Here is a 12,597-nt window from a genome sequence, read left to right on the forward strand (position 1 = left end):
GGTGAGGGGTCGGCCCCTACGATCGGTGCGGGGTGTCCGGCGGAGGGAGCGGGGATGGGCGGCGAGCACGGCAAGGTCGGTCGCCCGCGCAGCGAGGAGGCCCGGATCGCGGTCCTCCACGCCGTCGACGATCTCGTGGCCGCGCGCGGGTACGGCGCCGTCACCCTCAAGGGCATCGCGGAGCGTGCCGGGGTGTCGCGCCAGACCATCTACCGCTGGTGGGCGACCAAGGCCGAGATCCTGCTCGAGGCCAGCGTCACCGACGCCCGCCAGGAGCTGGACGTACCGGCGCACGACGATCCCGTCGACGACCTCACCGCGTACCTCGAGGCGCTCGTCACCTTCCTCACCAGCTCGGATGCCGGTGCGGCCTACCGGGCACTGGTCGGCGAGGCCCAGCACGACAAGGCCGTCGGCGAACTGCTGAGCGGCACCGACCCGATCGGGCAGAGCGCGGCCGTCGTGATCGCTCGCGCGGTGCCCGCCGAGGCCCTGACCGTCCCGATGCCGCAGGCGACGGCCCTGCTGGTCGGCCCGGCGTTCTTCTGGATCCTCAGCGGCCGACAGCCGGGCGATCTCCGACCCGACACGCTCGCCCGCGAGTTCCTGAGCCGCGCGGCTCCGTCCCTCGGCGCTGCCTGAGCGGGGCTACCAGGTGTCGACGTGGAGGACCTCGTCGAGGGGCTGGCGGGGGGCGGGCTTGAAGGTCGTGCCCTTCGTGTACGCGACGGGGAGGAGGACGCCCTGGCGGACCTCGGGCGGGATGCCGAGGTACTCCGCGATCTCCTTCTCGTAGCTCAGGTGCAGGGTCGTCCAGGCGCTGCCGAGGCCGCGGGCGCGCAGGGCGAGCTGGAGGCTCCAGGCGGCCGGGAGGAGGGAGCCCCAGAGCCCGGCCTGGTTCGACGACGACAGCTCGGCCGACGCCTCGATCGCCCCGATGACCAGCACGGGAGCCTCGGCCATGTGCTCGGCGAGGTACTCGGCGCTGGTGGCGACGCGCTGCTGGGTCGCGTCCCGGTCGGCGTCGCCGGTGGGGTTGCCGGCCGCGTAGATCGGGGAGTTGCGGTAGCGGTCGAAGGCGCGGGCGTAGTACTCCGAGACGACGCGGCGCCTCTCCGGGTCCGTCAGCACGATCCAGTGCCAGCCCTGGCGGTTGCTCCCGCTCGGGGCCTGCAGCGCCACCTCGAGGCTCTCCCGGATCACCTCGAGCGGCACGGGGCGCTCGAAGTCCAGGCGCTTGCGGACGGAACGGGTGGACGTGAGCAGGTGGTCGGGGTCCAGCGGGAGCAGCTCTGCCATGGGCACGATCATGCCCCGCGGCGGATCGCTCCCGCAGCTCAGCGGGGGTCGTGAGTGAGAATGAAGACGGACCGCTCCCCCTCGCCGGGGTTGAGGAACAGGCGGCCGGCGCCGCGCTGGGCCAGGGCGGGGGCGCGGCGGGTGTCCAGGAGTGCCGGGACCTTGCCGTAGGGGCCGCGCCACAGGCCGTCGGAACCCTCGCGGACGACGGTGAAGCCCGACGCCGTGAGGAGGCGGCTCCAGTCCTCGTGGGGGCGCAGCGAGTGGCCGGGGCGGGCGGCCCACCACTCGGACCCCGTCAGGGCCCGGCCGCGGCCCGCGGGATCGGCGACGGCGACGAGGAGCCGGCCACCGGGCGCCACCACCCGGCGCCAGGTCAGCAGGATCCGCGGGACGGCGTCGGCCGGGACGGTGTCGAGGACGTCGATCGCGACGAGGCTGCGGAAGCCGTCCGTCGGGAGCTCGTCGTCGGACTCGTGGACGGGGCAGCCGGGAGCGGCCGCCCGCACCGCGTCGGGATCGACGCCGACGGCGAGGCCCGAGGCGGGGCCGAGGCCGGCCAGCCGGCGCAGCAGGGCGCCGGACCCGCAGCCGTAGTCGAGGTAGGGGCCGCGGCCGACGTGCCGGCGGACGAGCTGGACGTACCAGGAGAGCAGCCGGTCGTCAGTGCTCGGCGCCTCCACCGAGCCGCTCACTGCCGTTCACGGGTGTCGATGCGCTCCACGCCGACATCGTGGCAGCCGGGTTCCCGGGGCCCGGCTCGGGCCCGGCTCAGCGGGTCTTCGGCCCCCGCTGACCCGCGATCTGCGGGGTGTGGGGCTGGTCCCGGTGGACGCGGTGCCGGCCCCGTCCGCGGGCCCCGACCAGCTCGTCGGCCAGCTCGGGATGGGGGGAGCGCACGTGGGCGCGGCGGGCCTCGACGACCCGCTCCACCGGTCGCTGCACGGGAACGGCGGCGGTCACGGGCTCCTGCGGTCCGGTCGTGGGCTCGCTGGGTGCAGGAATCCGGAGGGCCGGCTCCGGGAGGGCACGCTCCGCGGCGGCGTGGTCCGGCGCGAACTCGGCGGGTCCGACGGGCTCCGTGGCGTGGACCGGCGGGAACAGACCGGGGAGGGCAGGCTCCGCGGCATGGGTCGGCGCGAACGCCGCAGGGCGGACGGGCTCCACGGCGGGGGTCGGCGCGAAGGCAGCGGGGCGGACGGGCTCTGCCGCGGTGGGCTGCGGACCCGCGGGACGCAGCTCCACCGGAGCCGACCAGGCCGCGGGGCTGAGGGGCTCGGGGGCCGGGGCGGGGACGGGGCGGAGCGGGGTGATCGGCGCCGGCCGCTCCACCTCCGCGGCGAACGCCGGGAACGGCACGGCGGGGCGCACCGGCAGGACCGGGGCGGGCTCGGAGCGGTGCGGCTCCCCGCCCCGGAACGGGCCCGCGTCCGCGATGCCGACGGCGAGCTCGGGCTCCAGCGGCGGGAGAGCCGGGAAGGCCCGGGTGTCGGGGTCCTGCCGCGCCGACTCCGTGTCCACCGCGGCCCCGACGACGACGGGCGCGAGCGGCCTGGTCAGGTGCAGCACCTCGGTGGGCAGCTCGGCCACGGGCGTGCTCGCGACCGCCTTGGCGGTGAGGCGTTCGGCGCGGGCCGCGGAGGCCCGCAGCTGCACCCCCCACTGCGCCGGCAGGTCCTTCATCGCGGCCCGCGCCGGCTCCTCGACCCACCGGAACAGCAGGTGGGCGGCGACGAGCGTGCTCAGCAGCACCGCGAGCGCGACGAGGTGGGTGAGGATCCGCCCCGGGGCGAGCAGCGAGCTGCCGCCGAAGCCGCCGTAGCGGCGCATCGCCAGCCAGAACACCTCGAACATCGGGATGTGCACGAGGTAGAGCGCGTAGGAGATCCGACCGCCGTGCACCATCGCCGGCGTCGAGAGCAGGCGGGCGAGCCCGGTCGGGCGGGCCAGCGCGAGCGCCCCGACGAGCACCGGGAACAGCACGATCACCACGCCGCCGCGGCCCGGGGCGACGTACTCCCCCGCGACCAGGCCGACGGCGATCAGGACCGGCGTGAGGGTGGCGACCCGCGACGCTGCCTCCGAGGTCCGCATCCGCCGCACCGCCAGGTACGCCAGCACCCCGCCGCCGAACCCGCACAGGATCCGGACGAGCCAGCTCCACGGGTAGTACGGGCTGCCGGTCGCGGCGTAGGCCAGCGCGATCGGCGCCATCATCGCCACCGCGCCGAGCCCGAGGACGACCACCGGCAGGTTCCGCATCCGGTGGGCGACCACGGCGATCAGCGGGAACAGCAGGTAGGCGAGCCACTCGGCGCTGATCGACCAGGTCGAGCCGACCCAGGACGCGCCGTCGAAGTAGCTGTTGTCCCAGAGCTGCACCATGAACAGCTGCTGCAGCCACTCCCCGACGGACAGCGTCGGCTGGACCGCCTGGAAGGCGATCTCCGGGTCGGCGCCGTAGACCGCGCGGGCCACCAGCCAGATCCCGAACATGTGGAACACCAGCACGTAGGCGGGCCAGATGCGGCAGGCCCGGGCCCACACGAACCGGCCGGCCTCGCGGGCGCGCAGCCGCGGGCCGAGCTTGTCCAGGTATGTGTGCGCGATCACGAAGCCGCTGAGCACGAAGAACAGGTCGACGCCGAGCGCGCCGTTGGTCAGCAGGGGTCCGAGCAGGTCGGACACCGCGGCGACGCCGGGCAGCGCGGTGAAGTGGAAGTGGAACAGGACCACCCAGCCGGCGGCGACGATCCGCAGCCCCGTGAGTGCCCGGAACTCACCGGTGCGTACCTGGGGGGCCTGCTCAGCGGTCGCCGTCACAATCGCCACAACGACGGCTCCCGATCAACGTCACGGGTGTCCCCCAACTGCGCCCGAACAGCCCAACGTGTTACGCAGAGTGCCGGAATCCCCAGATTGTCATTCTTGATGCCCGGGCCGGATGACATCCGATGGACGGCCCTGCAGCGGCCGGAAGGTCGCGGGATAGCCTCGGGCGTCGTGCTGACCACCGACACGGTGGCCGTCCGCTCCCCGGATGCCCCCGCTCCTCCCCACCCGGCACGGGGTCCGCGACGGCTCGCCGCCGCACTCGGCCTGCTCTCGGCCGTGCTCTCGATCGCGATCCCGTTCCTCCCCGTCTCCCAGAACACCGCCGAGCTGTCCTGGCCCACCGCCACGGCCGGCACCGCCCCCGTCACCGCGCCCCTGGTGACGCTGCGGCCCGAGTCCTTCGACGCCACGATCGCCTGCCCGACCCTGCGGAGCCTCGACGCGCGCGGCCCCGCCACGGTCTTCACCACCACCGCCCCCGGAGCCCCGGACGGCGCGACCGTCGGCATGCGGGTCGGGATCGACGGCGGCCTGCTGACCGTCGACGACCGCGGCCGCCGCCTCGCCGAGAGCCCCCTCCCCGCGGGCGACTGCACGCTGGTCGTGCGGTCGGACGCCACGAGCACCACCGTGACCCTCGGCGGCACCCGGCTCAGCGGCTCCACCGAGGACCTGCGACCCCAGGTCGTCGGCCTCTGGTCGGATCTCGACCAGGCCCGGGATCCCGTGGCGGGCACGGTGATCCGGTTCGCGACGGACAACCGCTTCGACAGCGCCCCTTCCTGGACCAAGATCGCCGCCGGCGCACTGGCGGTCGTCGCCCTGCTCGGCTGCCTGCTCGTGCTCCGGCGCCTCGACGACCGCGACGGCCGCCGGATGGTCCACACCGGACGGCTCTCGGGACGCCTGCGCGGCCACGACTGGCTGCGCGACTCGGCGGTGGTCGCGCTGCTGGCCGGCGCCACCGTGTTCGGCAGCATGACGCCCGACGACGGCTACATCCTGACCATCGCCCGCGGCGTCGAGACCTCGGGGTACATCGGCAACTACTACCGCTGGTTCGACGTCCCCGAGGCGCCGTTCGGCTGGTTCTACGAGCTGTACTCGCGCTGGATCGGGGTGAGCGACGCCGTGCTGTGGCTGCGGATCCCGGCGCTCGCCATGGGCGTCGCCTCGTGGTTGCTGATCAGCCGCGGGCTGCTGCCCCGCCTCGGCACCCGGGTGCGCCGCAGCCGGTCCGCCGGGTGGGCCGCGGCAGGCGTGTTCCTGTGCTTCTGGATCCCCTTCGACAACGGCCTGCGGCCCGAGCCGGTGGTCGTCATCGCGGCGCTGCTGTCGCTGGTCCTGCTCGAACGGGCGCTGGTGACACAACGGCTCGTGCCCATCGCCTTCGCCCTGGTCTCGGGTGCCTTCGCGGTGGCCGCCACGCCGACCGGGCTGATCGCGTTCGCCCCGCTGCTGGCCGCCGGACGTCCGTTGCTGCGGCTGCTCTCCCGGCGCGCCAAGGCATCCGGCTGGCTCCCGGTGCTGCTGCCGCTCGTGGCCGCGGGGGTGGTCGTGCTCGTCGCGGTGTTCGACGACCAGACCTGGTCGACGATCGCCGAGGCCACACGCGTCCGCACCGAGATCGGGCCCAACCAGCCCTGGTACCAGGAGCTCTCGCGCTACGACCTGCTCTTCTCCGACACCCGCGACGGCTCGCTGATGCGCCGCTTCCCGGTGCTGCTGCTGATCCTCTGCCTGATCGTGAGCACCGCGGTGCTGTTGCGGCGCAAGCGGATCCCGGGCGCCGCGCTCGGGGTGTCCCGACGGCTGATCGGCAGCAGCGTCCTCGGGTTCGTGGTCCTGGCCCTCACCCCGACGAAGTGGACGCACCACTTCGGCGCGTTCGCCGCGCTCGGGGCGGGCATGGCCGCGCTCGCCGCGCTGGCGACGGGCACCAGCGTGCTGCGCTCGCGGCGCAACCAGGCGATCCTGGTGGCCGGGCTGCTGGGCATCACGGCGTTCGCGTTCGCGGGCCCCAACACCTGGTGGTACGTCTCGAACTGGGGCGTGCCGTGGTTCGACAAGCCGCCGTCCGTCCGCGGGATCTCGGCCACGTCGCTGCTGCTGCTCGCCGCCGCGCTGACGCTCGTCTACGCGCTGGTGGAGCACCTGCGCGGGCCGGTCATCCCGCGGCCGGTCACGTTCAGCCGCGCGCCGCGCCTGAACAACGCCCCGATCGCGGCCTTCTGCGCACTGATGGTGCTGTTCCAGATCGCGGGACTGGCCAAGAGCGTGCAGAAACAGTGGGGCAGCTACTCGCTGGCGGGCGACATCGTGAGCGACCCGACCGGATCCCGGTGCGGGCTGGCCGGGCGGATCCTGGTGGAGACGGACCCGGAGCGCGGGCTGCTGCCCGTCACCACCGGTCCGGGGCTGCCCGGCGACTCGTCCGGGTTCACGCCGGACGGCCTGCCGCCGGACGGGGCCGGCTCGCTGCGCGACACCGACGGTCAGGGCAACCATGATCCCGGGGTGACCGGGACCGGGCCGCACGGGCCGGTCACGGGCAGCTGGAGCCCGGACCTGCAGGCCACCGGCGACTACCGCAGCCCCTGGTACGCGCTGCCGCAGGCGGCCCGGGACGGGGCCGCGCCGCTCGTGCTGGGGGTGGCCGGGCAGATCGGCTCCGGCACCTCCGTCACGCTGCAGTTCTCCCGCGGCGGCGAGGTCATCGACACCGTGGAGCCGTCCGGCTCGGGCGGCGCGGTCACCGCCACCTCCGACCCCACGGGCACCGGCTCGGCAGGGCAGGGCTGGCGCGACGTCCGGCTGAACCTCGCCGGGACCACCGCCGCCACCGCCGACGCCGTGCGGGTCATCGCACGGGACCGGGCGCTGGGACAGGCCGGATGGGTCGCCGTCACCGCGCCGCGGGTGCCGCAGCTGACGCCGTTGACGCAGGTCGTGGCGGGGACGACGGGCTACCTGGACTGGCCGACGGCCTTCCCCAGCCCGTGCCTGCAGCCGTTCGGGATCCACCGGGGCGTCGCCGAGCTGCCGGGCTACCGGATCCTCGCGGACCCGCAGCAGCGGGCGGTCGGGGACGCCTGGGGCTCTCCGTCGACGGGCGGGCCGCAGGGCTGGATGGACCAGCTGGTGCGGCAGCGGGTGCTGCCGACCTACCTGCAGGGCCAGTGGGACTTCGACTGGGGCCAGCTGCGGATGCTGGAGCCGTACGCCCCCGCCGGGGCGCCGGACGTCGAGAAGGGCCTGAGGACGATGTGGGGCTGGCAGCAGGAGGGCCCGATCGGCGGCCCCCCGACCGACCCGCCCCTCGACCGCCCGTAACCCCGACACCCGCGTTATGGATCCTCGACGCGCTCGGAAGCCCTCCGAAATCGCGTTGAGGATCCATAACGCGTCAGGGGGTGTCGCGGGAGAGGGCGAGCCACCCCCACCCCGGAGCGCGGGGCGGCCGGGCCGGGCTGGCAGCCTGTGCGCGTGGCCTCCCCCGCACGCCCCGCCCCCGATGCGCTCCGGGAGGAGCCGGGCCCCCCGCCCGCGCCCCCGCGGCGGCGCGGGCTCCTCGCCGGCGTGCTCGGGCTGGTCGCGCTCGCGTGCGCGGTGGCCTTCCCCTTCGCGCCGGTCGTGCAGCCGCAGGCGGACTACTCGTGGGGCGGCGCCGGCGCGGTGCCGACCGCCCTCCCGCTGATGCCGTACCAGCCGACCCAGCTCACCGCCGTCGCCACCTGTGGGGCGGCCCGCGCGCTCGGCGACGGGACGCTCATCGCCACCGTGCCCGCCGACCCGGACCCCCGTGCCGCGCGGCTCGACGGGCTGCGGATGGCGGTCCGGGGCGGATCGCTGCTGGTCACGACCGCGGGCGTGGCGTTCGACCCGATCCCGCTGCCCGCCGGCGACTGCACCGTCGAGTTCCGCAGCGACCCGACCGCCACCACCCTGCTGCTGAACGGGGCGCCGGTGGTGAACCGGGCCGGGGACCTGCGCCCGGCCGTCGCCGCCCTGCTCACCGACGCCCGCGACACCTCCGGCCTCGGCGTCCGGCTCACCGCCGACACCCGTTTCCAGACGACGATCTCCCCGGTCAAGACCGTGATCCTCGTGATCGGGGTGCTCGCGGTGCTCGGCATGATCGTCGCGCTCGCCCGGGCCGAGGACCGGCGGCGGGTACGCGTGCTCCCACGCGGCTGGTGGCGGCCCCGGCTCACCGATCTGGCCGTGACCGCGACACTCGCCGTCTGGTGGGTGATCGGGCCGGTGACCGTCGACGACGGGTACATCGCGGGGATCGTGCGGGACCGGGCGTCGTCGGGGTTCATCGGGAACGTCTACCGCTGGCTCAACGCCCCCGAGGCCCCCTTCAGCTGGTTCTACGACGTCTACTTCGTGTGGTCGCAGGTCTCCGCGTCGACGCTGTGGATGCGGCTGCCGTCGATCCTGCTCGGGCTGCTGAGCTGGTGGTTGCTCTCCCGGCTGGTGGTGCCGCGGCTGCTGCCCCGCGCCGGCCGCGGGATCCGCTGGCTCGCCGGTGCGACCTTCCTGATCTGGTGGCTGCCGCTCACCCTGGGCCTGCGGCCCGAGCCGTGGGTGGCCGCGGGCACGCTGCTGGTGGTCGTCGGGGTGGAGCGGTCGCTCGCGCTGCGGCGGCTGACGCCGCTGGTCCTGGCGCTGCTCGTCGCGGGCGTGACGACGGCGGTCACCCCGGGCGGGCTGATGGCCTTCGCCCCCGTGATCGCCGGCGCGGTGCCCCTGCTGCGGACGCTGCGCACGTCGCGCCTCGGGCCCGTGGTGATCGTGCTGTCGCTGCTCGCCGCGCCCGCCGCCGCGGTGTTCCTGATGCTGCCGGACCAGAGCCTCGCGTCGATGCTCGAGGCCACCCGGGTGCGCACCCTGATCGGCGGCGGGCAGCCCTGGTACGCCGAGTACAACCGCTACGCGCTGCTGCTCACCGGCGACGACATGCAGGGCTCGCTGGGCAAGCGCGCGCCGGTCCTGCTGTCGATCGTGGCCGCGGTCGCCGTGCTCTGGGCGGCCGGGCGCCGGTTCCCGGGCGGGCCCGCGCGGCGGATCACCGTCACGTTCCTGCTCGGCCTGGCCGCGATGACCTTCACGCCCACCAAGTGGACGCAGCACTTCGGCGACCTCGCCGGCGTCGGGGCGGCGGTGCTGCTGCTGGGGATCGTCGCGGTCGGCAGGCGGTCGCTCGCCGGGCGGACCGCACCGTGGCTGGCCGGCCTGGGTGTGGTGACCGTCGTCGGGTCGCTGGTCTGGGCCGGGCAGAACATCTGGCCGTTCGTCTCGAACTGGTGGGGGCTGAGCTGGAGCTCCGTGCCGCCGCAGGTGGCGGGCTTCGGGGTGGCGACCCTGTGGCTCGGCCTCGGCATCCTGACGGTCGGGGGCACGCTCCTGGTGCTCGCGTGGCGCCGGGCCGGCGGGGGCGCCCCGGCTCTCCCCCGTCTCCTGCCGACGCCCGCGTCGGTGACCGTGGTGCTGGTGGTCGCGGTCGTGGCACTGCAGGTGCTGACGTTCGCGCGGACGAGCTGGACCCACCGCGACAGCTACACGCTGGCGTCGGACGCCGTGTCCACGCTCCGCGGCGCCCCCTGCGGCCTGCAGGAACGGCTCTCCGTCGAGACCGATCCGGCAGCCGGCCTGCTGCCCGCCGACGGGCCCGGTGGGCTCCCGGTCGTCCCGGTCGACGTGGGTGGCACGGCAATGCCCGGCATCCGCGCGGTCGGCACGGGCGACACCGCGTGGTTCACCCTCGATCCCGCGCAGCGCGACGGCCGGCTGCCGGTCGTGGTGACGCTCAGCGGCGCGCTGCGCGGCGGTGACGTGCTGGCCGCGGAGTTCGCGGGCCCCGCCGGCACGGTCTCGCGGAGTTCGCTCTCGCCCAGCGGGAACACCCCGACCGACGTACGGCTGATGGCGCCGGGCGGGGCGGACCGGGTGCGGCTCGTCGTCGACGTCGACCCGGTGGACACGCCGGCCGTCGCCTCCCTGCCCCGCGTCCCCCGCCTGACCCCGATGGACCAGCTGCTGCCGCGCGGCACCGAGGCGATCCTCGACTGGCCGGTCGCCTTCGTCTTCGGCTGCCTCACCCCGGCCCCGCTGCCCGACGGCACCACCGCGCTACCGCAGTGGCGGGTCGCGCCGCCGCAGGCGGACAACTCCGGGGCCGTCACCTACGCGCCGAGCTTCGGCGGTCCGTTCGCCGCGGCCCGGCTGCTCGTGACCGAGCAGCGGATGGCGACCTACCTCGACGGCGACCCCACCCGGGATGCCGCGCAGGTGTACCGCTGGGTGCCGCGTGAACCACTGGCCACGGCGCAGCCGCAGGTCAGCGAACGGACGGTGTCCGGATGGTCCGAAACGGGGAGGACCCGCGTCCCGGGGCTGGATCCGGTGGGGTGACCCGCGACACGACCTGGGGTGTTCCGCCGTTCGAGGGTGCCGTACTCCACAATAGGGATCGGTCCGGGGCGATCCCGGCGCCGTGGCCCGACCGGAGGACCGACCCGCCATCATGCTCAGCACCGCCGAGACCAGCGACGCCGTGACGCCCGCAGCCGCCGCGACGGAAGGCACCGGTCCGGTCCGGCTCCTCGCCCAGCGCGGTCTCTTCTTCGGCCCCTCCGCACTGGTCCCGGAGGACCTCTACTCGAAGGTCGCGCGCGGTGTGGCCCGCCGTGACCGGGGCTCGGTCATCCTGGCGCCGGGCACGACCGTGCACACGAACACCTACTTCGGCCGCTTCCACGCCACCTACTGGCAGCGCTGGACGTCCGTCGAGCGCGTCGAGGTGACGGCCACGGCGTCGGGCACCGGGCGGATCCGGCTGCTGTCCTCGGACACCAACAAGGTCTGGCGCTACACGGACGCGGCCGAGATCGGCACCGCCGTGGGCCCGGAGACGTGCGAGATCCGCCTGAGCGGGCCGATCGACCGCTTCCTCGACGGTGGCGGCATGTGGCTGGAGATCTCCTCCGAGCTCGGCGAGCTGACCGTCTCGGACGTGCGCTGGACGGTGCTCGCCCCCCGCTCGGTCCCCGCCACGGACATCGTGATCTGCAGCTACAACCGGGTCGAGGAATGCCTCGACACGCTGCAGGCCCTCGCGGACGATCCCGAGGCCCTCGCCGTGATCGGCACGGTCCGGGTCGTGGACCAGGGCAGCGACCCGCTGGAGTCCCGGGACCGGTTCACCGCCGTGTCGGCGGCGCTCGGCGAGCGCTTCGTCTACGTGCGCCAGCCCAACCTCGGCGGCGCCGGCGGCTTCACCCGCGGGCTCTACGAGGCCACGAGGGGCGCCCCCGAGGAGCACCGCGACGTCCTGCTCATGGACGACGACGTGATGCTCGAGCCCGAGCTCCTGATCCGGCTCACCACGTTCGCGGCCAGCACCACCACGACGACCATCGTCGGCGGGCAGATGCTCAACCTGCTGCACCCCGGCCACCTGCACGTCTCCGGTGAGTACGCCGACCCGGAGAACCTGATCAACGGCCTCCCCACGCCCGGTGCGCTGAGGGAGGCCTACCTCCTGGGCGCGGACGACCGGGGGCTCCCGATCAACCAGGAGCGCCGGACCGACACGATCTACAACGGCTGGTGGTCCTGCCTGATCCCGGCGGAGATCGTCCGCCGGATCGGCTACCCGCTGCCGATCTTCTTCCAGTGGGACGACGTCGAGTACGGCTACCGCGCCCGCGCGGAGGGCTTCCCGACCGTCTCCCTGCCCGGGGCCGGCGTGTGGCACGGCGACTTCGGGTGGAAGGACTGGGACGAGTGGCACCGGTACTTCAACCTGCGCAACGGCCTGATCATGTCGGCGCTGCACACCGGCTTCTCGACCACGAAGATCGGCGCCCGGGTGGCGCACCTGCTCTCGGTGTACCTGCTCGGCATGCACTACGGCCTGTCGGCGACGCTGCTCCAGGCGGTCGAGGACTTCCTGGAGGGCCCGGAGATCCTGCGTGACGGCTCGGCCGAGTCCGCCGCCCGCATCCGCGCGATCCGGGCCGAGTACCCCGAGACCAAGCTGCACAAGATGTCCGACGTCGCCGAGGACTTCCGGGCGCTGGGTGTCGAGCGCGCCGCCGGCGAGCCCAGCAACGAGCTGGTCACCTGGCTCAAGCGGGTCGTCATCCAGACCAGCGGCAAGGCGACCCGGCCGATGGGCTTCATCCCGGCCGGCGACGCGCACTGGTGGCACGTCGGGCTGTTCCGCCGCGCCGTCGTCACGGACATGGGCGAGATGGGCGTGCGCATCCGCGAGCGGGACCGCGACAAGCTGTTCGCGCTGGCCAAGCGGGGCACGGTGGCCCTGCGCCGGCTCCGCGCGGAGGGTCCCGCGGTGGCCGAGCGCTACCGCGCCGCGGTCCCCGAGCTGACCAGTCGCGAGAACTGGACCCGCCTCTACGACCTCGAGGACTGACGCCACTCGTGGCTGCGTCG

At 74.6% G+C, this 12,597-nt stretch carries 7 protein-coding genes; 4 read left to right on the forward strand and 3 right to left on the reverse strand.

Annotated features, from left to right (window positions below; translation table 11 throughout):
- Nucleotides 1–54 precede the first annotated feature (54 nt).
- The gene (locus tag ABD324_RS30825) at nucleotides 55–642 is read left to right on the forward strand and encodes a TetR/AcrR family transcriptional regulator (protein ID WP_344425130.1); all 588 of its coding nucleotides are present in this window, start codon (nucleotides 55–57) and stop codon (nucleotides 640–642) included.
- Nucleotides 643–648: 6 nt separating this feature from the next.
- Here the strand turns inward: ABD324_RS30825 and ABD324_RS30830 are convergent, their stop codons facing one another.
- From ABD324_RS30830 to ABD324_RS30840, 3 genes are all read right to left on the reverse strand, one after another.
- Entirely contained in the window at nucleotides 649–1,299 is a 651-nt protein-coding gene (locus tag ABD324_RS30830; RefSeq protein WP_344425133.1) for a nitroreductase family protein, read from the reverse strand.
- A 38-nt stretch (nucleotides 1,300–1,337) separates the two neighbouring features.
- Entirely contained in the window at nucleotides 1,338–1,982 is a 645-nt protein-coding gene (locus ABD324_RS30835; protein ID WP_344425136.1) for a methyltransferase domain-containing protein, read from the reverse strand.
- Between the two features lie 88 nt (nucleotides 1,983–2,070).
- Nucleotides 2,071–4,122 (reverse strand): acyltransferase family protein, encoded by a 2,052-nt coding sequence (locus tag ABD324_RS30840; protein WP_344425139.1) that lies wholly within the window; start codon nucleotides 4,120–4,122, stop codon nucleotides 2,071–2,073.
- A 180-nt stretch (nucleotides 4,123–4,302) separates the two neighbouring features.
- Here ABD324_RS30840 and ABD324_RS30845 point away from each other — a divergent pair, with 180 nt between their 5' ends.
- From ABD324_RS30845 to ABD324_RS30855, 3 genes are all read left to right on the forward strand, one after another.
- The gene (locus tag ABD324_RS30845; RefSeq protein WP_344425141.1) at nucleotides 4,303–7,467 is read left to right on the forward strand and encodes an arabinosyltransferase domain-containing protein; all 3,165 of its coding nucleotides are present in this window, start codon (nucleotides 4,303–4,305) and stop codon (nucleotides 7,465–7,467) included.
- A gap of 153 nt (nucleotides 7,468–7,620) precedes the next feature.
- Nucleotides 7,621–10,554: an arabinosyltransferase domain-containing protein gene (locus tag ABD324_RS30850; RefSeq protein ID WP_344425144.1), complete on the forward strand. Its 2,934-nt coding sequence runs from the start codon at nucleotides 7,621–7,623 to the stop codon at nucleotides 10,552–10,554.
- Between the two features lie 112 nt (nucleotides 10,555–10,666).
- The gene (locus ABD324_RS30855) at nucleotides 10,667–12,577 is read left to right on the forward strand and encodes a glycosyltransferase (RefSeq protein WP_344425147.1); all 1,911 of its coding nucleotides are present in this window, start codon (nucleotides 10,667–10,669) and stop codon (nucleotides 12,575–12,577) included.
- Nucleotides 12,578–12,597: the final 20 nt, after the last annotated feature.

The organism is Pseudonocardia ailaonensis (assembly GCF_039531635.1).
Lineage (GTDB): Bacteria > Actinomycetota > Actinomycetes > Mycobacteriales > Pseudonocardiaceae > Pseudonocardia > Pseudonocardia ailaonensis.

Coding starts and splice junctions, on each gene's coding strand:
- ABD324_RS30825 (WP_344425130.1), top strand. CDS start 55: ATGGGCGGCGAGCACGGCAAGGTCGGTCGCCCGCGCAGCGAGGAGGCC.
- ABD324_RS30830 (WP_344425133.1), bottom strand. CDS start 1,299: ATGGCAGAGCTGCTCCCGCTGGACCCCGACCACCTGCTCACGTCCACC.
- ABD324_RS30855 (WP_344425147.1), top strand. CDS start 10,667: ATGCTCAGCACCGCCGAGACCAGCGACGCCGTGACGCCCGCAGCCGCC.